At 71.9% G+C, this 21,315-nt stretch carries 15 protein-coding genes; 8 read left to right on the top strand and 7 right to left on the bottom strand.

Annotation, left to right across the window (positions count from 1 at the left end):
- Nucleotides 1–78 precede the first annotated feature (78 nt).
- Nucleotides 79–1,188: a peptidase gene (locus tag AB0M95_RS32435; RefSeq protein WP_363772871.1), complete on the top strand. Its 1,110-nt coding sequence runs from the start codon at nucleotides 79–81 to the stop codon at nucleotides 1,186–1,188.
- A gap of 51 nt (nucleotides 1,189–1,239) precedes the next feature.
- On the top strand, nucleotides 1,240–2,358 hold the full coding sequence (locus AB0M95_RS32430) for a hypothetical protein (RefSeq protein ID WP_363772868.1): 1,119 nt from the start codon (nucleotides 1,240–1,242) through the stop codon (nucleotides 2,356–2,358).
- A gap of 83 nt (nucleotides 2,359–2,441) precedes the next feature.
- Here the strand turns inward: AB0M95_RS32430 and AB0M95_RS32425 are convergent, their stop codons facing one another.
- On the bottom strand, nucleotides 2,442–3,869 hold the full coding sequence (locus tag AB0M95_RS32425) for an aldehyde dehydrogenase family protein (protein WP_363772865.1): 1,428 nt from the start codon (nucleotides 3,867–3,869) through the stop codon (nucleotides 2,442–2,444).
- Nucleotides 3,870–4,098: 229 nt separating this feature from the next.
- Here AB0M95_RS32425 and AB0M95_RS32420 point away from each other — a divergent pair, with 229 nt between their 5' ends.
- Entirely contained in the window at nucleotides 4,099–4,743 is a 645-nt protein-coding gene (locus AB0M95_RS32420) for a TetR/AcrR family transcriptional regulator (RefSeq protein WP_358517345.1), read from the top strand.
- Between the two features lie 9 nt (nucleotides 4,744–4,752).
- On the opposite strand, the gene AB0M95_RS32415 is transcribed toward AB0M95_RS32420, so the two are convergent.
- On the bottom strand, nucleotides 4,753–6,234 hold the full coding sequence (locus AB0M95_RS32415; RefSeq protein ID WP_363772862.1) for a PucR family transcriptional regulator: 1,482 nt from the start codon (nucleotides 6,232–6,234) through the stop codon (nucleotides 4,753–4,755).
- Between the two features lie 111 nt (nucleotides 6,235–6,345).
- Between AB0M95_RS32415 and gabT the strand changes: the two genes are divergently transcribed.
- Nucleotides 6,346–7,722, top strand: a complete 1,377-nt coding sequence (gabT, locus tag AB0M95_RS32410; RefSeq protein WP_363772859.1) for a 4-aminobutyrate--2-oxoglutarate transaminase — start codon at nucleotides 6,346–6,348, stop codon at nucleotides 7,720–7,722.
- A 168-nt stretch (nucleotides 7,723–7,890) separates the two neighbouring features.
- A complete protein-coding gene (locus tag AB0M95_RS32405) occupies nucleotides 7,891–8,145 on the top strand; it encodes a hypothetical protein (RefSeq protein ID WP_363772857.1) in 255 nt (84 codons plus the stop codon).
- 52 nt (nucleotides 8,146–8,197) lie between these two features.
- On the opposite strand, the gene AB0M95_RS32400 is transcribed toward AB0M95_RS32405, so the two are convergent.
- The 5 genes from AB0M95_RS32400 to AB0M95_RS32380 all read right to left on the bottom strand — a co-directional run bounded on the left by AB0M95_RS32400 (nucleotide 8,198) and on the right by AB0M95_RS32380 (nucleotide 16,002).
- The gene (locus AB0M95_RS32400; protein WP_363772854.1) at nucleotides 8,198–9,439 is read right to left on the bottom strand and encodes a saccharopine dehydrogenase C-terminal domain-containing protein; all 1,242 of its coding nucleotides are present in this window, start codon (nucleotides 9,437–9,439) and stop codon (nucleotides 8,198–8,200) included.
- Between the two features lie 309 nt (nucleotides 9,440–9,748).
- Nucleotides 9,749–11,035 (bottom strand): extracellular solute-binding protein, encoded by a 1,287-nt coding sequence (locus tag AB0M95_RS32395; RefSeq protein ID WP_363772851.1) that lies wholly within the window; start codon nucleotides 11,033–11,035, stop codon nucleotides 9,749–9,751.
- Between the two features lie 349 nt (nucleotides 11,036–11,384).
- Nucleotides 11,385–12,872 (bottom strand): CoA-acylating methylmalonate-semialdehyde dehydrogenase, encoded by a 1,488-nt coding sequence (locus AB0M95_RS32390; protein WP_363772945.1) that lies wholly within the window; start codon nucleotides 12,870–12,872, stop codon nucleotides 11,385–11,387.
- A 32-nt stretch (nucleotides 12,873–12,904) separates the two neighbouring features.
- Nucleotides 12,905–14,203, bottom strand: coding sequence for an aspartate aminotransferase family protein (locus AB0M95_RS32385; protein WP_363772848.1), 1,299 nt, complete (start codon nucleotides 14,201–14,203; stop codon nucleotides 12,905–12,907).
- 266 nt (nucleotides 14,204–14,469) lie between these two features.
- Nucleotides 14,470–16,002 (bottom strand): MFS transporter, encoded by a 1,533-nt coding sequence (locus AB0M95_RS32380; protein WP_363772845.1) that lies wholly within the window; start codon nucleotides 16,000–16,002, stop codon nucleotides 14,470–14,472.
- A 73-nt stretch (nucleotides 16,003–16,075) separates the two neighbouring features.
- Here AB0M95_RS32380 and AB0M95_RS32375 point away from each other — a divergent pair, with 73 nt between their 5' ends.
- The 3 genes from AB0M95_RS32375 to AB0M95_RS32365 all read left to right on the top strand — a co-directional run bounded on the left by AB0M95_RS32375 (nucleotide 16,076) and on the right by AB0M95_RS32365 (nucleotide 20,756).
- Nucleotides 16,076–16,894, top strand: coding sequence for a TetR/AcrR family transcriptional regulator C-terminal domain-containing protein (locus AB0M95_RS32375; protein WP_363772843.1), 819 nt, complete (start codon nucleotides 16,076–16,078; stop codon nucleotides 16,892–16,894).
- A gap of 161 nt (nucleotides 16,895–17,055) precedes the next feature.
- Nucleotides 17,056–18,666: a PucR family transcriptional regulator gene (locus tag AB0M95_RS32370; RefSeq protein WP_358517329.1), complete on the top strand. Its 1,611-nt coding sequence runs from the start codon at nucleotides 17,056–17,058 to the stop codon at nucleotides 18,664–18,666.
- A gap of 557 nt (nucleotides 18,667–19,223) precedes the next feature.
- The gene (locus AB0M95_RS32365) at nucleotides 19,224–20,756 is read left to right on the top strand and encodes a phosphodiester glycosidase family protein (RefSeq protein ID WP_363772841.1); all 1,533 of its coding nucleotides are present in this window, start codon (nucleotides 19,224–19,226) and stop codon (nucleotides 20,754–20,756) included.
- The last annotated feature ends 559 nt before the right edge of the window (nucleotides 20,757–21,315 follow it).

Raw genomic sequence — 21,315 nt, 5'->3', positions numbered from 1 at the left:
AGCACGCGCCTCGCCGCCCCGGACGGGCGCCGCCCCGCCTCCGCCTGCCCGGCGAGCGCGACCACCAGGAGGACCCGTATGCACCGCACGGCACGACGTCTCATCCCCGTTCTCGCCCTGTCCCCCGCGGCGGCGGGGATCGTGCTGACCGCCCCGGCCGCCGGCGCCGCCAGGCCGCCCGCCACGCCGAGGCCCATCGTCCACGACGCGGCCGACACCACGACCGAGCAGCGCGTCGTGAAGAAGTTCTGGACGCCGGCGAAGATGGCCGCCGCCAAGCCCCTCGACCTGGTCCGCACGCGCGGCGGGCGCACGACCGTGGCTCCGAGCGGCGCCGGGACGACCCTCATGCCGGGCTCCGCCACCCCGAGGCGCGCGGACGCCGAGCCCTCCGCCGTCCCCTCGACGCCGTCCACGCCCCCGCCTCCGGTGACCGCCTCCCCCACCCCCTCCTCGTCCGCCTCCCCCACCGCCACGTCCGCCGCCTCGGTCGTATCCGCCCGCTCCTCCGGGGCGTCGTGGACGGCGGGCGGCGCGATCGTGAAGACCGAGGGCCGGGTCTTCTTCACCTACCAGGGCCGCAGCGCCTCCTGCTCGGGCACCGCCGTCACCAGCGCGAACAAGAGCGTCGTGATCACGGCGGGGCACTGCGTGAAGCTCGGCGGCGCCTTCCACACCAACTGGGTCTTCGTCCCCGGCTACAACGCCGGCGCCCGCCCGTACGGGACGTGGGTGGCCACCAACCTGCTCACCACCCCGCAGTGGAGCGCGGGCGAGGACATGAACCACGACATGGCCGCCGCCGTCGTCGCCCCTCTGAACGGCCAGTCGCTCACCGACGTCGTCGGCGGGCAGGGCGTGGCGTTCAACCAGGCGCGGGGCCGGCAGATGTTCGCCTTCGGGTACCCGGCCGCGAGCCCGTACGACGGGTCCCGGCTGGTCTACTGCAGCGGCAGGGTGTTCGAGGACTACCTGATCTCGACCGACCAGGGGCTGACCTGCGACATGACCGGCGGCTCCAGCGGCGGCGGCTGGTTCCTGAGCTTCAACGAGCGCACCGGGGCGGGCACGCTGAACTCGGTGAACAGCTTCAAGTACAACTTCGCGCCCTACTGGATGTTCGGCCCGTACTTCGGCCCCGAGGCCCAGGCGGTCTACACGGCCGCCCAGAACGCCGACACAACCTGATTTACCGAAAGTATCCGCGAGGACACGGAACGTGGTTCAGACTCGGGAGCCATGACCCCGATCCTCCCCCTGCTGGCCGTGGTGCTCGCCGCCGGGCTCCTGAACGCCCCGCCCGGCGGCCCGGCGGCCTCCCCCGCGGCCGGGGACGCCGTCACGAGGAACGAACGGACGTCCCACTCCTCTCCCGCGGCCCCCTCGGCGTCCCCGCTCGCGCCCGGGCGGTCCTCCGGCGTCGTCGGGCACACGGCGGCGCGCACCCTGGCCGAGCGGCGCCGCGTGCTCGGGTACTGGACCGCCCGGCGCATGTCCCTCGCGCTGCCCGCCGGCCTGCGGGGCCCGGTCTCCGCGCTGGGCCCCCTAGCGTCCGGCGCCGTCCCGCTGCGCCTGGCCTCGGTGCTCCGGCAGGCGCGGGCGACCCTCGGTCCGCCGCCGGGTGTCCCCGCGAGGCCCGGCGACCGCCGGATGGGCGCGAGCGGGGCGGGCGTGGGCGTCACCGGCGCGCGGTGGGCGGCCGGTGGCACGGTCACGCGCACGACCGGCCGGGTGTTCCTCACCATGCGCGGCGTCGACTACGTCTGCTCGGCGGGCGCGGTGCGCAGCCGCAATCTGGACGTCGTGGTCACGGCCGGGCACTGCGCGAAGGACGGCGCGGGCGCGTGGGCCGAGAACTGGACGTTCGTCCCCGGCTACGAGTCCGGGCGCAGGCCGTACGGCGTCTTCACGGCCCGGCGCATGTTCGTGCCCGAGGCGTGGTCGCGGCGGGGCGACGACAGCCAGGACCTCGCCATGATCGCGTTGAACGCTTCGGAGCGCGGCCACCTGAACGAGGTGGTGGGCGGCCAGGACATCGGGTTCGGCCGGCCGCGCGGCATGCGGGCGTTCGGCTTCGGTTTCCCGGCCGACCCGCCCTTCGACGGCGAGCACCTCGTCTACTGCTCGGGCGGGCTGCACGGCGACCCGCACGACCAGACCGGGGACCAGGGCATGCGCTGCGACCTCACTGCGGGCTCCAGTGGCGGTCCCTGGCTGAGCTCCTTCGACTCCGCGACCGGCCGGGGCGTGGTCACGTCGGTCAGCAGCTTCAAGTACAGCGACGACCCGGGCACGATGTACGGCCCCTACTTCGGCGACGAGGCGCGGCGGCTGTTCGAGACGGCCGAGCGCGCCTGAGCACACCTTGAGCAACACCTTGAGTGCGGCACGGCGGCCGCCGCCCGGGGGCGATCCGGACGGCGGCCCGGCCGCGGGAGGCCCTACAGGACGAGGCCGGTGAGCACCATCACCTTCTCGTAGGTGAAGTCCTCCATCGCCGAGCGCAGTCCCTCGCGCCCGATGCCGGACTCCTTGACCCCGCCGTAGGGCATCTGGTCGGCGCGGTACGACGGCACGTCGCCGATGATCACCCCGCCGACCTCGAGCTCCCTGTTCGCGCGGAAGGCCAGGTCGAGGCTGCGCGTGAACACACCGGCCTGCAGGCCGAACTTCGAGTCGTTGACGGCGGCGAACGCCTCGTCGGCCGAGGCGACCGGCTGGATGACCAGCACCGGGCCGAAGACCTCCTCGCACACGACCTTGGCGTCCGCGGGCACGTCCGCGAGGACGGTCGGCGCGACGGTGGCCCCGTCCCTGCCGCCGCCCGCCAGGACGCGGGCGCCGCCCTCGACGGCCTCGGCGATCCACTGTTCGACCCGCTCGGCGGCCTGCTCCGACACCAGCGGCCCGACCTGGGTCTTCTCGTCGGCCGGGTCGCCGACGACCAGAGAGTCGACCGCGGCGAGGAGCTTGGGCGTGAACGCGTCCAGCACGGACTCCTCGACGATCACCCGCTGGACGGCGATGCAGCTCTGCCCGGCCTGGTAGTTGGAGAACAGCGCGACACGGCTCGCGGCCCAGTCCAGGTCGGCGTCGGCGAGCACGACCGCCGCGGCGTTGCCGCCGAGCTCCAGCGTGACGTGCTTGCGCGGCACCTGGTCCTTGATGGCGTACCCGACCGGCCCGGAGCCGGTGAACGACACCACCGGCAGGCGCGGGTCCTCGACCAGGGAGCCGGCGCGGTCGTTGGGCACCGGCAGGACCGAGAACATGCCCTCGGGCAGCCCGGTCTCGGCGAGCAGCTCGCCGAGCAGCAGGGACGACAGCGGGGTGGCGGGCGCGGGCTTGACGATCACCGGCGCGCCGACGGCGATGGCCGGGGCGACCTTGTGGGCCACCAGGTTCAGCGGGAAGTTGAACGGCGTGATCGCCAGCACGGGACCGTGCGGCTGCCGCGTGATGTAGGCGAGGCGACCGGCGGCGGCGGGCTCGGTGTCGAGGCGCTGGGCGATGCCGCTGAAGCGGCGGGTCTCCTCGGCGGCGACGCGGAAGGTCGCGACCGCGCGGCCGACCTCGCCACGCGCCCAGAAGATGGGCTTGCCGTTCTCGGCGCTGATCAGCGCGGCGATCTCCTCGGCGCGCTCGGCCAGGCGCCGGGACACGTGGGCGAGGGCCTCGGCGCGTACGTGGATGGGCAGGCCGGCGGCCTCCTTGCGGACCGCGTGCGCGGCCGCCACGGCCCGCTCGGTCTGCTCGGGCGTCGGCACGGAGGCGATGCCGGCGACGCGGCCGTCATGGGGGTTGGTCACCGTGAGCTCCGCCTCGCCCAGGGCGGGGGAACCGGCGAGCCAGAAGGGGCGTACGTCCATGACCATGACCGTATGTCACGAAGCCGGAGGGAGCCCCACTCCACTACGGACAAGAGACCGAGTAGACCGCTACAATCCGCATAAGACATGGTACTTCCCCTTTCTGTAACAGACATGCCGCAATTTCAGAAGGTTTTCTATTGCATGTCGGTTTGAAGCCTCTGACACGTGGTTAAGTCCAGATGCGGGTCCGCGCGGGGACCCTTGGTGAGAAGGGTCTGGGTCGCTCATGGGTTCGCCGGCGCCGCTCGGTCTCCAAGGGGCGTACGCACTGGGCAACCAGACGTCCCATGACGAAATACGCAACCGTCTCATCCAGGTGGCGGGGGATCTCCTGCTGACCCACGGCGCCGACAGCCTGACGGTGCGCCGCATCGCGAGCGAGGCCGGCTGCTCCACCACGGTCGTCTACACGATGTTCGGCAACAAGGAAGGGCTCGCGGAGGCGCTCTACCTCGAAGGGTTCGAGCGTTTCCGGCTCAGGCTCGCCGCCGTGCCGCGCCACCCCGACCCGCTTGAGTACCTCACCTCGCTCGGCCCCGCCTACCGCGAGGCATGCCTGGCCGAACCGGGCTACTACAGCGTCATGTTCGAGAAGGCGATCCCCGGCTTCGAGCCGAGCGAGCGGGCGCGCACCCTGGCCAGGGCCGCGGTGAACGTCCTCGACCGCGCCATCGCCGACTGCATCTCCGCCGGGTACCTCGTCCCCACCCAGCCGCGCAAGATCGCCGACTGCCTGTGGGCCGCGGCACAGGGGGCCGTCAGCCTGGAACGCGCCGGTCACCTCAGGGACGAGCGGGTCTACCTGTCCGTCACGCTGGCCGCCATCAGCCGCTACCTCGTCCAGAAGGACAGCCTGCCGAGCCCCCTCTAGCCCGGCGTTTCACCCCATGTCCGGCTCCGGCGCGGACAGGGCGATCCACAGCTCGGCGCGCGCGGCCGGGTCGTCCAGGTCGCGGCCGAGCAGTTCGGCGGCCCGCCGGATGCGGTAGCGGAGGGTGTGCCGGTGGACGCCGAGCCGCTGCGCCGCCGCGTCCCAGTGGCCGTTGCAGGCGAGGTACGCGCGCAGCGACTCCACCAGGTCGGCGCGCGAGCCGTACTCCCGCAGCGGGGCCAGCAGCGAGGACGCGTAGCCGGCGAGCAGGCCCGGGTCCACGAGCGACAGCAGTCCCTGGCCGGCGAGGTCGGGAAAACGCATGACGGTCGCCCCGTACGCCAGCGCGCGCCGGGCCTGGTCCAGCCCGGCGGCGACGTCCGGCGCCTCGACCGGCCCACTCGCCCCCACCCGGCCGTGGGACGAGGCCAGCGCGACGACCGCCTCGGCGTCGTCCTGCGCGGCGAGCGCCACGACCAGGCCGTCCTCCCACGGCGCGGCGAAGCCCGGCAGGGCGTCCTGGAGCGCCTCCGCGTCGCGCGGCTCGCAGGCCAGCACCACCACCCGCCCGTCCGGGAAGCCCGCGCCGCGTCTGGCCGGGTCCGGGAGGCCCGCCGCCTCCAGGACCTCCTCGGCCGATCGCCGGTCCCCGGTGAGCAGCAGGCGCAGCGCGGCCGCGCGGACCCGGCGCGTCGCGGCGAGCCGCACCCGTCCCTGTTCGAGCGCGAGGGTGAGCAGCGAGCCCGCGGTGTTGACGACGGTGTGCCCGACCGGCGAGAACGGCCGCTCGGCGCCGACGGCGAAGAACCCCCGCACGCGGGGCCGGTCCCCGAGGGGCTGCACGATGACGTGCTCGGACGGCCCCGAGACGGCCAGGCTGGACGGCGCGCCGGGGGCCAGGAGCCTGCGCACCTCGCACCGCGCGACCCGCGCCCCCTCGGCGGCGCCCTCGCCCGCCGCGCACAGCACCTCGCCGGCGTCGTCGAGCAGCACGGCCCAGCCGTGGATCTCCTTGGCGAGCCGCTCCACCACCGCGCCGGTGCCCCCGGCCCGCAGCGCGGCGCGGGTGAGCCGTCCCTGCGCGGCGAACGCGTCGCTCAGCTCCTCGTACCGCTCGGCGGCGAGCAGCTCGCTGACGGCCTTGCCGATCGCGATGAACGGCGTCTCCCGGGGCACCTCGAACAGCGGCAGGCCGGCGTCGGCTGCGGCCTCGACGAAGGCGGGCGGCACGTCCTCGTGCCCGAGGCCGACGCCGAACCCGAGCCCGGCCACCCCTCGGGCGACAAGTCTTGATATGTACGATTCGGCGTCCCCGGGGCCGAGCCGCATCCCCGTGGTCAGCAGGAGCTCGTCGCCCTCCAGAAACGGCGTCGGGTCCTCCAGCTCACTCACGGCCACCCAGCGCACCGGCCGGTCCAGCGCGTCCCGCGCCGCGCGAACCCGCAGGCGCAGCGCCGGCATCGCCGCCACCCGCCGCAAGCTCGGAGCCATTCAGTCCTCCGAACAACCCGCACAGGTTTGTACAACTTGGACAAGGAGAATGCCCTTATTGTGCCATGTCGCCAGATCGGCATCCGGAGCCGGTGGCCCTACGGTCGAAGCATGAGCACCGAGCGTGACGCACACGAGCAGCCCTTCGCGCACGGCGGCCCCTCGCTTCCGCAGGAGCGCCGCCTGGTCACCGAGATCCCCGGCCCGAGGTCGCGGGAGATGTTCGCGCGCAAGCGGTCAGCCGTGCCGCCCGGCATCGGGACCACCCTGCCGGTCTTCGTCACCCACGCGGGCGGCGGCGTGGTCGTGGACGCGGACGGCAACTCCCTCATCGACTTCGGCTCCGGCATCGCCGTCACCACCGTCGGCAACTCCGCGCCGCGCGTGGTCGAACGGGTCCGACGGCAGGTCGCCGACTTCACCCACACGTGCTTCATGGTCACGCCGTACGAGTCGTACGTCGAGGTCTGCGAGAAGCTCAACCGGCTCACCCCCGGCGACCACGAGAAGCGCTCGTTCCTCGTGAACTCCGGCGCGGAGGCCGTCGAGAACGCCGTGAAGGTCGCCCGGCACGCGACCGGCCGCCAGGCCGTCGTCGTGTTCGACCACGGGTACCACGGCCGCACGCTGCTGACCATGACCCTGACGGCCAAGAACATGCCGTACAAGCACCGGTTCGGCCCCTACGCCCCTGAGGTGTACCGGATGCCCATGGCCTACCCGTACCGCTGGCCCACCGGCCCGGAGAACTGCGCCGAGGAGGCCGCGGCCCAGGCCATCGACGCGATCGACAAGCAGATCGGCGCGGCCAACGTCGCGGCGATCGTGATCGAGCCGATCCAGGGCGAGGGCGGCTTCGTCGTGCCGGCCCGGGGCTTCCTGCCCAGGCTCGCCGAGTACGCCAAGGCCAACGGCATCGTGTTCATCGCCGACGAGGTGCAGACCGGCTTCGCCCGCACCGGCCACCTGTTCGCCTGCGAGGACGAGGGCATCGTCCCCGACATCATCTGCACGGCCAAGGGCATCGCGGGCGGCCTGCCCCTCGCCGCGGTCACCGGCAGGGCCGAACTGCTCGACGCCGTCCACGTGGGCGGCCTCGGCGGCACCTACGGCGGCAACCCGCTGGCCTGCGAGGCCGCGCTGGCCGTGCTGGAGACGATCGAGGCCGACGGCCTGGTGGAGCGGGCCCGGCGGGTCGAGGCCGTCATGATGCCCCGGCTGCGCGTGCTGGCCGAGCGCTTCGACGTCATCGGCGACGTCCGCGGGCGCGGCGCGATGATCGCGATCGAGCTGGTCGTCCCGGGGACCAAGCAGCCGGACGCGGCCCTCACCGGCGAGATCGCGCGGCGCTGCCACGCCGAGGGCCTGGTGGTCCTCACGGCGGGCACCTACGGCAACGTCCTGCGCTTCCTGCCCCCGCTCGCGATCTCCGACGCCCTGCTCGACGAGGGGTTGTCCATCCTGGAGAAGGCCTTCTCGGCCGTTTAGTAGCACCACAAAAGGGGCACCCGGCTTGCTGCTAGGTGCCCCTTTTGTTGTTGTCCGGCGGGGGCGATGCGTGCGATTTAACCCGTCCTTGACATCGGCCTAGTCGATCACTGAGGGTAATGACGCTATAACGGTTCGGGTACGAGACATTCGATCAGCGGGAGCAGGATGAGTAGCTGGGATCCAGCCGGAGCCGCACGGCTCACCTTGACGTTCGACCCTGGTGATCTCACAGGCCCGCAGCGCGACGGCGACGCCTGTGTGGTCTGCCACAAGAAGTGGCCGCGCCCCCGGGTCCGCGTCGGCAGGCTTCCCGATAACCGGCCCGTCATGGCGTGCAACGAGTGCGCCAAGGCTCTGACGCCCGCGACGCCCGCGCCGCGGCGCAAGCCTTACTCGCCCACCCGGGCCGTGTTCTCCTGAACGTTCTCCTGAACGTTCTCCCGGCCTCCTCCAGATGGGCGGACCGGGAGCGTCAGCCTTCGCGCATGCCCCAGGGCGAGCCGTACTCGTTCAGCAGCGCCAGGAACGGCTCGGGCTCGAACGCCTCGGGGCCGAGCACGCCGGCGCCCTTCCACTCGCCGCGCGCGAGCAGTTCCAGCGCGACGACAGGGTGGACCGCCGTCTGCCAGACCACCGCCTGGGCGCCGTACTCGCGCATCGACCACTCGTTATCGACGACGTGGTACAGGTAGACCTCGCGCGGCCCGCCGTCCTTGCCGACGCCCTTGATCCAGGTGCCCGCGCAGGTCTTGCCGCGCATCCGCTCGCCGAGGGTCGCCGGGTCGGGCAGCGAGGCCGCCACGACGTCGCGGGGCGAGACCTCCAGGCCGCGCACGCGCACCGGCTCGGTGGAGTCCAGGCCGAGCTTGTGCAGGGTGCGCAGCACGTCGATGAACTCCGCGCCAAGGCCGTACTTGAACGTCACCTTGCGGGCCTTCACCCAGCGGGGGACGAGCAGCACCTCCTCGTGTTCGACGTTCACGCACTCCACCGGGCCGATGCCCTCGGGGAAGTCGAAGATCTCGGGCTCGCTGAACGGCTCGGTGGTGTGCCAGCCGCCGTCCTCCCAGACGACGGGCGGGTTGAGGCACTCCTCGATGGTGGTCCAGATGGAGAAGGTCGGCGCGAACGCCTCCTCCCCGTCGGGGCCCTCCACGACCAGGTTGGCGCCGTCGCGGATGCCGATCTCGTCGATGCTCTCGAAGAGGTGGTCGGCGGCGTACCGGGCGAAGACGTCGGCGAGGCCGGGCTCGACGCCCATGCCGACCAGGGCGAGCAGCCCCTTCTCCTCCCAGTCCGCCGACAGGGCGAACTGCTCGTCGCCGAGCTTCACGCCGGGCAGTTCGTACGGCCGGCTGGGGTGCGGCCTGGACAGGGACATCGCCATGTCGAGGTAGTGCGCGCCGGCGTTCAGCGCGGCCTTGAACAGGGGCATGTCGAACCGGGGGTCCACGGCGTTGAAGAGCACGTCGCACTCGTGCTCGCGCAGGGCGGCCCCCACCGCGTCCTGGTCGGAGGCGTCCAGGCCGATGGCGCTGAACCGGAGGGCGTCTCGTCCGGGGGCGGGCCCGGACGGGACCTGTTTGGAGACCACTGCCTCGGCGCGTGAGCGGTCATAGTCGGCGACGACGATGTGTTCGAAGAAATCCCGGCGCGCGGCGATCGGGACCACTGCGGACCCCACGCCACCTGCGCCTACGAGCAGAATGCGCATGCCGACGACGGTACCAACTGACTGGTCGACCATTCAATACTGGCTGGTCATTCAGTCAGCAAAGATGCCACGGAGTACCGGCGTGACCCTGCGGATTTCGTCGCGTCAGACGGCCGTCACCCGCCGGAAAGCCCCTCAGCGACCCTTCAGGACACGGATCGCACGCCGGGAAGCGCCACACGCCCGCGGACACTCGGCACGCTGCGAGAAGGCGCTCCGGACTCGGGGGGATGATCCGGAGCGGACCGCGCCCAGCGGGGGAACGGGCGCGCCCGGGGTCTTCTCACGCGCCGGTGAAGAGCACCCCGTCTATCGGACCAGCCGCTGCCACGCGGCGGCCCAGTCGGCATAGTCCGTGCATTCCCCGCCCCCGCCCCCGCAATCCCTGGACGGGCGAACGGCAAAGTCGATCTTCGCGATCCGCGCGTCATCGTCCACGCCGTAGGCGTCGCAGAGGCGGGCGGCCACGGCGGCGCGCGCCGCCTGGGAGGCGCCCCCCTTGGGCGCGTACGAGCAGGCCCGGGGGTTCGCGGGCGCGAGCCCGCTCCACGCGGCCGCCTGCTGCTGGGCCTTGGCCGAGCTGACCCAGTCGATCCAGCGGTAGGCGCAGTTGGGGGCCGCCGCCTGCGCCGAGATCATCCAGGAGTCGACCCAGCCGGTCGTCGGCCCCCGCTCGTCCACGGCCTTCACCGGCCACCCGGCGCGGGACGCGACGGCGAGGGTGTAGGGCAGGGCCCGCTCGACCCGCACCCCGCCTCCCGTGAAGCCCTGCAGCGCCTCGACCGGGATCGTCCAGTACGAACGCCCGGCGTCCTTCTTCTCGCCGAGCAGCGCCACCGCCGCGTCGAACTGCTGCCGGGTGAGCTGGAACGGATCCTTCACGCCCAGCGAGGGCCGCCGGTCCTTAAGCGCCAGCGCGGCGTCCGCGATGGACATCGGGCTGTCCTTCAGCATGACCGGCCCGCGGTCGGTGTACGGCGCGTCCCGCGGCGCCCGAGACAGCGCGCCGGCGTCGTACAGCGTCAGGTAGTACCCCCACAGGTACGGCACCCCGTACGCTGCGCCGCCGGAGGTGATCGCGCGCTGGCCGCGCAGCCACTCGGGGATCTGCTGGTAATGCGGGAGGAGCGAGGTGGTCAGGGGCGCGGCCTTCTTCTCGGCGATCAACCGGCCCGCGACCTCCGGAGGCGCCGAGACGACGTCGAACGCGCCCTGGGACACCAGCTTGTCCATGCCGTCGGGGCCGGGCTGCAGGTAGCGCATGTTCACCTTGCACCCGGATCCGCGCTCGAACTCCCCCACCCAGTTGACCGCCGAGTCGCTCGCGCCGTACTCGGCGTAGCCGCGGCCGGCCAGGACGGTCAGCGCGCCCTCACCGCGCCCCGGCGCCGTCGGGGACGGAGTGGAGGACGCGCGGGGGGTGGGCGTCGCCGGGCTCGGCGAGACGGCCGGTGTGGAAGGGGTGCGGGACGTCACGCCGCCGCGCGCGAGCGCCGGCTCGGACGCGCTGCTCGCGGCGCCGCACCCGGCGAGCAGCACCACGGCCGCCCCGGCCAGCGCCGGCCGGCCCGCACGACGTCCTCTGACCTTCGTCACGCGGGCCCCTTCGTCATTGCGAGCAGCGTCTCTGATTGGCTTAGCGATCCTATGCGTTACACAGAATCAAGGCACAACGAGCTGCCCGGTATTCACCAATCGTCTTCGTGCCCTGGTGCCGGCAACCGGAGCCGCCGGCCCGTCGAGCACGTCCCTCCGGACGCCGACCGGTCAGGCGTGCACAGCCCGACCGGGGAGGGTGCCCGACGTCGCCTGGGCGCCGGGCGTGCCGGTAACAGCATGCCACGACATGACTACGATTCGCTAATCGAATCAGAAAGCCTAGCCGCCCGCGGCGACGCCACGTCCGCGGCGCGGGCCCGTCGCGGCGGGCCCGCGCCGGCCTTGGCTACTTGTTGGTGGGGAACCCGAGGTTGACGCCGCCGTGGCTCGGGTCGAGCCACCGGGACGTGACCACCTTGCCGCGCGTGTAGAAGTGGACGCCCTCGGTGCCGTGCACGTGGGTGTCGCCGAACAGCGAGGCCTTCCAGCCGCCGAAGCTGTAGAACGCCATGGGCACCGGGATCGGCACGTTGATGCCGACCATTCCCACCTCCACCTCGTTCTGGAAGCGGCGGGCCGCGCCTCCGTCGTTGGTGAAGATCGCCGTGCCGTTGCCGTACTCGACGTCGTTGATGATCTTCAGGCCCTCCTCGTAGGAGGACACCCGCACGATCGACAGCACCGGGCCGAAGATCTCGTCGCGGTGGACGACCGACCCCGGGCGCACCTGGTCGATGACCGTGGGCCCGAGCCAGAACCCCGGCGTCTCGGCGGCCGTCGTGCCGCCCTTGACCGGGGTCTCGCGCCCGTCGACCACGAGCTTGGCGCCCTCCGCGACCGCCGTGTCCAGGTAGGACGCGACCTTGTCCCGGTGGACGCGGGTGACCAGCGGGCCCATCTGCGACTCCGGGTCGTCGCCCGGGCCGATCGTCAGCCCGCCGACCCGCTGGACGATCTTGTCGACCAGTTCGTCGCCGACCGGGTCGACCGCGAGCACGACCGAGATCGCCATGCAGCGCTCCCCCGCCGACCCGAACCCCGCGTTGACGGCGGCGTCGGCCACCAGGTCCAGGTCGGCGTCCGGCAGCACCAGCATGTGGTTCTTGGCGCCGCCGAGCGCCTGCACGCGCTTGCCGTTCCGGGTGCCGGTCTCGTAGACGTACCGGGCGATCGGCGTGGAGCCGACGAACGAGACCGCGCGCACGCCGGGGTGCTCCAACAGGCGGTCCACGGCCTCCTTGTCGCCCTGCACGACGTTGAACACGCCGTCCGGCAGCCCGGCCTCCTTCCACAGCCGCGCCATCAGCAGCGACGCCGACGGGTCGCGCTCGGACGGCTTGAGGATGAACGCGTTCCCGCAGGCGATCGCGATCGGATACATCCACATCGGGACCATCGCCGGGAAGTTGAACGGCGTGATGCCGGCCACCACCCCGAGCGGCTGGCGGATCGAGAAGGAGTCCACGTTCGTGGAGACGTTCTCGGAGAAACCGCCCTTGAGCAGGTGCGGGATTCCGCAGGCGAACTCCACGACCTCCAGGCCCCTGGCGACCTCGCCGAGCGCGTCGGAGTGCACCTTGCCGTGCTCGGAGCTGATCAGCCCCGCCAGCTCGTCCCGGTGGGCGTACATGAGCTCGCGGAAGCGGAACAGCACCTGCGCGCGCTTGACCAGCGAGGCGTCCCTCCACGCCGGGAACGCCGCGGCCGCCGCCGCGACCGCCGCGTCGACCTCCCGCGCCGAGGCGAGGTCCACGTGCCCGCTCACCTCGCCGGTCGCGGGGGCGAAGACCTCCGCCTGCCGGGCGGACGGCTGGTCCACCGGCGCGCCCGCGATCCAGTGGCCGACCCGCTTCTGCTCAGGGGCCGTCACTTGCCGACCTCCTCGTTGATCGTCTCCAGCGCGGTGACGATGATGCCGAGGCCCTCGCGCGCCTCGTCCTCGGTGAGCGTCAGCGGGGGCGCCATGCGCAGCGCGTTGCCGTACAGGCCGCCCTTGCCCGCGAGCAGGCCGAGCTTCTTGGTCTCCTCCATGAACCGGCCGGCCAGCGCGGGCGCGGGGGCGCCGGTCGCGGGGTCGACGAGCTCGACGGCGAACATCAGGCCCTTGCCGCGGACGTCCCCCACGATGGGCAGGCGGTCCTTGGCCTCACGCAGGCCGTCGATGAGGATCCCGCCGGTGACGGCGGCGCGGCTCTGCAGGTCGTGGTCGAGGACGTAGTCGAGCGTCGCGTTGGCGGCGGCCATGGAGATCGGGTTGCCGCCGAACGTCGCCAGGCCGATCGCGTGCGGGCCGTCCATCAGGTCGCCGCGGGCGACGACGCCGCCGACCGCGAACCCGTTGCCGAGGCCCTTGGCGAAGGTCATCATGTCCGGCGTCATGCCGTGGTTCTGGATGCCGAAGAACGCCGAGCCCGTACGGCCCCAGCCCGTCTGCACCTCGTCGGAGATGAAGAGGATGCCCTCCTCGTCCAGGACCTCCTTGTACGCCTTGAACAGGCCGTCGGGGGCCATGGTGAAGCCGCCCACGCCCTGGATCGGCTCGGCGATCAGCGCGGCGACGTCGTTGGAGACGGCGGTGGCGAGCACGTGCCGCAGGTCCTCGACGCAGACCTCGATGTACTCGGCGTCGGACAGGCCCCGGAACTGCGGGAGGTGCCGGTCGGCGCCGTGCAGGAAGTGCACGTTCAGCGGCGACAGGGAGTTGTTCTTCCATGAGCGGTTGCTGGTGACCGACAGCGCGCCGAAGCTGCGGCCGTGGTAGCTCTGCCGCATGGCGAGCACCTGGTCGGACTTGCGGGCGTAGGTCGCGAGCAGCAGGGCCGTCTCGTTGGCCTCGGTGCCGGAGTTGGTGAAGAAGACCTTCGCGTTCTCGATGCCCGACAGCCTGGCGATCTTCTCGGCCAGCTCGATCTGGCCGCGCAGCAGGTAGACGGTGCTGGTGTGCACCACGCCCGTGGCGATCTGACGCTCCACGGCCTCGCGCACCTCGGGCACGTCGTACCCGATCATGTTGGTGAGGATGCCGGCGAAGAAGTCCAGGTAGGTATGGCCTTCGGCGTCGACGACGCGGTTGCCCTTCCCCCGCACGATCTCGATGGGCTCGTCGTAGTAGATGGACAACCAGTTGGGCATGACCGCACGATGGCGCGCAAGAAGGTCGGACATAGCCCGATTATGTCGATTTATCGCCATGGGCATTACCCCCAATGTGTCGGCGTACCGCGAGCTCACATTACATGCTGGCAACCTCCTGCTTCTATTGTCCTGTGACCCTGTGGACGTGATGTCCTGACATATCGTGAACGGTCCGTTCCGCGGGACGTCGACGGCCCCCGCCCCGGACGGCGGCCCGCGCGGGACGGGCCGTCACGTGCCGGGTGACGGGGACCTTGGGTGAACGAACATCTGGTCGTTCAGGGGAACGGGGCCGGTCAGGAGACGGTCTCGGCTTGGCGGTCGGCGACCGCGGCGGCGGGGGCCGTCCGGGAGCGCAGCATGGTGAAGGCGAGCACGGCCGCGGCGAGCGTCAGGGCGACGTCGACCCACGCGCCGAAGGACATCGCGGACACGAACGCGTCCTTGGCCGCCCGCGCCAGCCCCGGGTCGCCGGACACCGGCGCCGCGCCGATCGAGCCCCTGGCCGCGGCCGGGGCGTCGTCCGGCATCTGCGCGGTGTAGATCCCGGCGAGGACACTGCCGAGGACCGCCACGCTCAGCGCCATGCCGACCTGCTGGACGGTGTCGTTGAGCGCCGACCCGACCCCGGCGTGCTCCGGCGGCACCGCGCCGAGCAGCGTCGCGTACGCGGCCGGCCCGGCGAGACCGCCGCCGACGCCCATGATGAGCAGACCGGCGATGAGCTTGCCGTACCCGTCGCCCGGGCCGATGAGGGCGATGACCACGAAGCCCAGGGCGATGACGACCATGCCGCCCGTGATCAGCAGCCGGTTGCCGACCTTCTGACCGAGCCCGGCGCCGACCGCGTTGAACAGGGCCGCCGCCACCGCGTACGGCAGCAGCGCGAGGCCGGCCTGCATCGGCCTGTAGCCGAGGACGAACTGCAGGTACTGCGTGAGCATCAGCAGGAGCGCGCCGGTGCCGAACGACAGCAGCACGATCGAGAGCGACGAGCCCCGGAAGTTGCGGTCGCGGAACAGTCCCAACGGAAGCATCGGATGCTCCGACCTGCGCTCCCACACCAGGAAGATCCCGAGGGCGACCGCGGCGACCGCGAGCGCGACCAGCGTGCCCGTCGAGGTCCAGCCCGCGCGGGGAGCGTCGATCACCGCGTAGACCAGGCCCGTCATGCCGACGGTGGACAGCAGCGCGCCGAACGGGTCGGTGGGACGGGAGGGCGCGCGGGATTCCGGCATGAGCAGCACCGCGGCCACGATCGCGAGGGCCGCGATCGGCACGTTGAGCAGGAAGACCGAGCCCCACCAGTAGTGCTCGAGGAGGAAACCGCCGAGCGTCGGCCCGGCGATCACACCCACCATGGCGACCGCGCTCCAGGCGGCGAACGCCTTGCGGCGCTCGGAGTCGTCGAAGACGACGATCAGGATGGACAGCGTGCTCGGCATGAGGAACGAGCCGCCGACGCCCATGAGCGCCCGCGCGCCGACGAGCTGCCACGGCTCCTGCGCCAGCATCGCCACCACCGAGGCGCCACCGAACAGGGCCAGACCGATGATCAGGAAGCGCCGCCGGCCGTACTGGTCGGACAAGCTGCCCGTCGTGAGCAGCAGGCCGGCGAACACCAGGACGTAGGCGTCGATGATCCACTGGATGTCCGACGGGGTCGCGCCCAGGTCGCGGATGAGGGAGGGGATCGCGAGGTTCAGCACCGTGTTGTCGACGACGAGCACGAGCAGGCTGAGGCAGAGGACGCCGAGGATCCACCAGCGGCGAGGGTTCTTCTCCGGGGCACCGCCGCGCCCGGCTTCTCGTACAGTGTTCGATGTCACTCGCACAGCGTACGATATGCATCGGACAGTGTGCGAGTGGTTTTATCCTTGAGCGAACCAAGGAGGCGCACCAGTGGCGAACAAGCCCCCGTTCACCTCGGTCTGGGCCCGGGAAACCCCGCCACGGCGCGGCCGCGACCAGCCCGCGCTGAGCCGCGGGCAGATCGTCCGGGCGGCCCTCGAGATCCTCGACGCCGAGGGCATGGAGGCGCTCAGCATGCGCAAGCTGGGCGCCAAGCTCGGCGCGGGCGCGACCAGCCTCTACTGGCACGTCGCCAACAAGGACGAGCTGCTGGAGCTCTGCCTCGACGAGGTACTCGCCGAGGCCAGGGTCCCCGGACCGCAGGGCGAGAGGAGCTGGCGGGACGCCGCCGCCGTGTTCGCCTACGGCATGCGCCAGACCATGCTCCGGCACCCCTGGGTGGCCCCCCTCCTCGGCGTGCTGCCGAGCTTCGGGCCGAACGCGCTCGCGGTCACCGGCGCCCTCACCGTCGCCTTCGAGAGGGCCGGTTTCACCGGCAGGATCCTCCACTACGCCACCGGCGCCGTCGTGTCGTACACGCTGGGCGCCACGACGCCCGAGGTGAGCTGGCTCAACATGGTGGCGGGCTCGGACGTCTCCGCCGACGAGTGGCTGGACACCTTGAGGAAGCAGGTCGAGGTCGCGGCGGCCGACTACCCCGACCTGCTGGCCCGGCACAGAGCCCAGGACTACAGCGACATGGGCATCACCAAGAGTCTCACCTTCGACTTCGGCCTGGTCGCCCTGCTCGACGGCCTGGAGGTCCGGCTGCGGCACCACCTGGACGAGGCCGGCCCGCCACCTCAATCGGCCCAGTCATCGGCCCCGCCCTCGTCTCCCACCGAGGACGCCGCCGCCGGGCGCGGCTGAGGCCCGCCCGCCTTCCCGATCACCCACAGTAGACGGCAGGCAGGAGCGACGGGAGGGCACGCACCGTCACGGCACGGACGCGCGCCGACGTGCGCCGATGCCGTCACCCTGTCACGTAGTGGGTGGTCTTTCTTACATCGTGATCGGCTACGCTCGGACGTATGCTACCGACCCTGGCCGACGTCCTCGCACTGGACGCCGTCCGCCGCGGCAGCCCGCGCGTCGTCGCGGGCGCCGACCGGCTGGACACCCGCGTCCGCTGGGTCCACGTCGGCGAGGTCAGCGACATCGCCCACCTGCTGCGCGGCGGAGAGCTGATCCTCACCACCGGGGTCGCCCTGCCCGAGGAACCCGACAAGCTGGCCGACTACATCGCCGACCTCGCCGCCGTCGGCGCCTCCGGCCTCATCGTCGAACTCGGCCGTAGGTTCATCCGCGAGCTGCCCCGCGCGGTCGTCGAGTCCGCCGAGACCCACGGCCTGCCCCTCGTCACGCTCAGCCGCGAAACCCCGTTCGTGCAGATCACCGAGTCCGTGCACGCGCGCATCATCGACATCCAGCTCGAAGAGCTGCGCGCCTCCGAGCAGCTCCACGAGGTGTTCACCGAGCTGTCGGTCGAGGGCGCCTCCCCCGCCGAGGTCCTCGCCCAGGTCTCCCGCCTGTCCGCCCGGCCCGCGCTGCTGGAGAACCTCGCCCACCAGGTGCTCGCCTGCGAGTCCGCCGGCCGCGACACCGGCGCGCTCCTCGCCAACTGGGAGGCCCGATCCCGCGCCGTCGCCCCCCACGAGCGCACGGCGTACGACCCCTCCTCCGGCTGGCTGGTCACCATGGTCGGGGCGCGCGGCCACGACTGGGGGCGGCTCATCCTCCTGTGCGAGGCGCCGCCCGGTCCCCGCGACGTCGTCCTCGCCGAACGCGCCGCGACGACGCTCGCCCTCGGCCGCCTGCTCGAACGCCACCAGGAAAGCCTGGAACGCCAGGCGCACGGCACGATCATCACCGGCATCCTCACCCACGCCTACTCCGACCCGGACGAGGCCGCCGCCCGCGCCCGCGCGGTGGGCGTCCCCCTCACCGGCAGGAAGCTCATCAGCGTGGTGCTGCGGCTCACCGACCCGACCGACACCGCGCTCAACCTCCAGGCACAGCTCGGCGAGCTCGCCGAGGCCGCCGCCGCGGCCTGCCGGGACGCGAAGCTGCCCGCGCTGGTCGGCGCCCTGGACCAGACCCGCGTCGGCGTCCTGCTCCCCTTACCTCCGCGCACCACGGCCGAGACCGCGCTCACCTCGCTCGCCGAACGCCTCCGCACGGCCTTCGCCACGCCGTTCGTCCTCGCCGCCGGCTCCGTGGTCGAGTCCGTCCGCGACGTGCGCCGCAGCTTCCTGGAGGCCGAGCAGGTCGCCGAGGCCGCCGCGCGCCAGCCCGACCGCCGCCCGTTCTACCGCCTGCCCGACCTGCGGCTGCGGGGACTGCTCCACCTGCTGCGCGACGACGCCCGGCTGCAGACCTTCGCCGAGCGCGAACTCGGCCCGCTGCTCGCCCACGACGCCCACCGCGGCGGCGACCTGACCGGAATCCTGCGCACCTACCTCGACGCCGGGCGCAACAAGGCCGTCGCCGCCCAGCGCGCCCACCTGTCGCGGCCCGCCTTCTACGACCGGCTCCGCCGCCTCGAACGCATCCTCGACACCGACCTCGACGACGTCGAATCCTGTCTGTCCCTCCACGTCGCCCTGCTGGCACTGGAGTCGTTCCGAAGGGAGACCCGGTGACCCACGGCGAGACGACGTCCATGCGGGCACGTGACCACGGCATCGTGATCGGCACCGGCACTCCCTGCCGGTACAACGCGATCACCGACGTCGCTGGCGTCAACTAGGCCATACCACCCTGATCGAGGGCGACGGCCCCCGCGTCGTCGGCCGGGGCCCCGCACGCACGGGGGTCACGATGGTGCTCCCGCACGGCGGCTCCGCCTTCGACCGCACGGGAGGCGCGGGCGAGAACTCCACACGATGACCGGCGCCGACGGCGTCACCGCCCATGATCTGGACGGCGCACGCCTGGCCGCGCTGCTCAAGTGACCCCCCGCGGTCGTGCGCGTGATCCCCTGGTCGCCGGTGCCGCTTACCAGGCGTAGCCCACCAGACCTCGGTACAGGCCAAGAATTCAACACTTAATAGAACATTTCCGGACAGCGGATAACAGTCGGTTACATTCTCATAGACGTTGGCGTGTTCCCGGGCGCTCGGCGTGTCGCAGCCATGACCATGGTCCCGCAGCCATGACCTTGGTCCCCAAGGATGCGATCACCCCCCGGGAGCCCCTGATGCCACGTCCGATGCCGCGCCTGACGCCGTACCCGCCGGGTCCGCCTCGTCGGACGCGACACCGCCTCCACGTCGGCCTCCTCGCGCTGTCCCTTCTGGTGGCCGGCGCCCCGTCCGCCGCCCTCGCCGAGACCGCCGCCCTCTCGACGCGCACGGAGCTCCCCACGTCGAACTTCCCGCTCGGGCAGCCCGGGGTCGCCGCCCAGACCCACACGGCCGTCGCCCCCGGCATCGACCTGTTCACGCTCCTCCACGGCAGCGCGACCGACGGCTACACGGTGTCGGTCCTGATGAACGGCAAGGACTACGGCACCCGCGCCCAGGCGGAGGCCGCGGCGGAGTCCGTCCGCGCCGCGGGCTTCGAGGTCAGCGTCCAGGAGTTCACCCGCCCCGAGGTCGCCGACTACCCGGCGAGCACCGGCTACATGGTCCGCACCGGCTTGTGGACGTTGAAGGAGCGCAAGGAAGCGGACAAGGTCGTGAAGCAGCTCAAAGAGGCCGGCATCACGGCGAAGGCGGACTTCCTCGGCGACGACGGCGTCCAGTCCACCGGCCCCTGGGACGTCCGCGTCCTCACCATCGACCCCCGCGCCTTCCGTGGCGCCTACCACTCCAGCGTGGGCGTGAGCGTCGCCAAGCAGGAACGGCCCTCCGCGATGGCCAAGCAGGCCAAGGCCATCGCCGCCGTGAACGGCGGGTTCTTCAACATCCACACCGACAAGCACCTGCGCGGCGAGCCCGTCGGCATCTCCGTGGTGGACGGGCGCCTGCTCAGCGAGGCCGTCCCCGGCCGCAGCGCGCTGATCCTCAAGGGCCGCTCAGCCAGGATCACCGAGGTCAGCACCACCGTCACCGCCACCTCCGCCGACGACGAGCGCACCGGCATCAGCGGCGTCAACCGCGCGCCCAAGCCCGACGAGCTCGTCCTCTACACCGAGGAGTTCGGCGCCAAGACCCCCGCCGACGACGGAGCCGAGGCCGTCCTCGACGCCAACGGCCAGGTGCTGGAGCTGCGCCGCGCCGGCGGCGACGTCGAACCCGGGACCCGCGTGCTGCACGGCACCGGCATCATGTCCGACTGGATCTGGTCCCACGCCTGGGAGCAGTGGACGCTCGACGTCACCTACAAGGTGACCGACCTGCGCTCGGGCAAGTCCATCCCCCTCACCCCCGAGACCAGCATCATCGGAGGCGGCGTCGGGCTCGTCCGCGACGGCATCGAGCACGTCACCGCCAAGGCCGACGGGCACGCCAACGTCAACATGATCCTGCGCCGCCACCCGCGCACCCTCGCCGGAGTCACCAAGTCGGGCCGGCTCATCCTCGCGGTCGTCGACGGACGCAAGCCCGGCGTCACCGTCGGAGCCTCCATGGTGGAAGCCGCCCAGCTCATGCTCTGGCTCGGCGCCCGCCAGGCCATCAACCTCGACGGCGGCGGCTCCAGCGCCATGGTCGTCAAAGGCAAGGTCGTAAACCACCCCAGCGACGGCACCGAACGAGCCGTAGGCGACGCCCTCCTGATAGTCCCCTAACCCCACCCACAGCACCGACAGAGGAGAGATCAGGACATCTTCCCGCTCTCTCCTCCAGCCAGCAAGCCTGGACGAACGCCCAACGCTTCTCAAACTGACAGCAGGCCACGCGGACGCACGTGCCCAGCCGGGCTTCAGCCCGGAAAACACAGCCCAAGCGAAGCGAGGCCCATTTCCCCGGTCAGCCGGTGGGTCTCGACTTCCTGGTCTCTCAGCGGCTCTTCCCGCTCGGGTGGCAGGTCTCAGCGACGAGTTGGTCGTCGGTGGGTTCTGCGCCGCCTGTCTTTGTCCTCCGTCGTATGGCTGGTCTGTGGTTGGCGCCGGCGCGGTGGCAAGCGGCTCGGCGAACCCGGCGCCCTGATACGACGCCCCGCCGGTCATCCGGCGCAGGCAGAGTGGAGCGAGGCCCGTTTCCCGGTCGTCCGACGGGTATCGACAGACACGGAAAGCACAGAAAACACCCAGAAAACGCAGGAGGGCCACCCGAAACCTCGGGTGGCCCTCCTACATCAATCAAAAAATTGTCCGGCGGTGTCCTACTCTCCCACACCGTCCCCGG

Origin of the sequence: Sphaerisporangium sp. NPDC051017, from assembly GCF_040683095.1 — a bacterium.
Lineage (GTDB): Bacteria > Actinomycetota > Actinomycetes > Streptosporangiales > Streptosporangiaceae > Sphaerisporangium.
The sequence above is the reverse complement of the archived record's forward strand: the minus strand, read 5'-3'. Positions and strand labels throughout refer to the sequence as shown.

What these genes read in the sequence shown, in the direction of transcription:
- AB0M95_RS32435 (WP_363772871.1), top strand. Translation starts at nt 79, where the DNA reads ATGCACCGCACGGCACGACGTCTCATCCCCGTTCTCGCCCTGTCCCCC.
- AB0M95_RS32430 (WP_363772868.1), top strand. Translation starts at nt 1,240, where the DNA reads ATGACCCCGATCCTCCCCCTGCTGGCCGTGGTGCTCGCCGCCGGGCTC.
- AB0M95_RS32425 (WP_363772865.1), bottom strand. Translation starts at nt 3,869, where the DNA reads ATGGACGTACGCCCCTTCTGGCTCGCCGGTTCCCCCGCCCTGGGCGAG.
- AB0M95_RS32420 (WP_358517345.1), top strand. Translation starts at nt 4,099, where the DNA reads ATGGGTTCGCCGGCGCCGCTCGGTCTCCAAGGGGCGTACGCACTGGGC.
- AB0M95_RS32415 (WP_363772862.1), bottom strand. Translation starts at nt 6,234, where the DNA reads ATGGCTCCGAGCTTGCGGCGGGTGGCGGCGATGCCGGCGCTGCGCCTG.
- gabT (WP_363772859.1), top strand. Translation starts at nt 6,346, where the DNA reads ATGAGCACCGAGCGTGACGCACACGAGCAGCCCTTCGCGCACGGCGGC.
- AB0M95_RS32405 (WP_363772857.1), top strand. Translation starts at nt 7,891, where the DNA reads ATGAGTAGCTGGGATCCAGCCGGAGCCGCACGGCTCACCTTGACGTTC.
- AB0M95_RS32400 (WP_363772854.1), bottom strand. Translation starts at nt 9,439, where the DNA reads ATGCGCATTCTGCTCGTAGGCGCAGGTGGCGTGGGGTCCGCAGTGGTC.
- AB0M95_RS32385 (WP_363772848.1), bottom strand. Translation starts at nt 14,203, where the DNA reads ATGTCCGACCTTCTTGCGCGCCATCGTGCGGTCATGCCCAACTGGTTG.
- AB0M95_RS32370 (WP_358517329.1), top strand. Translation starts at nt 17,056, where the DNA reads ATGCTACCGACCCTGGCCGACGTCCTCGCACTGGACGCCGTCCGCCGC.
- AB0M95_RS32365 (WP_363772841.1), top strand. Translation starts at nt 19,224, where the DNA reads ATGCCACGTCCGATGCCGCGCCTGACGCCGTACCCGCCGGGTCCGCCT.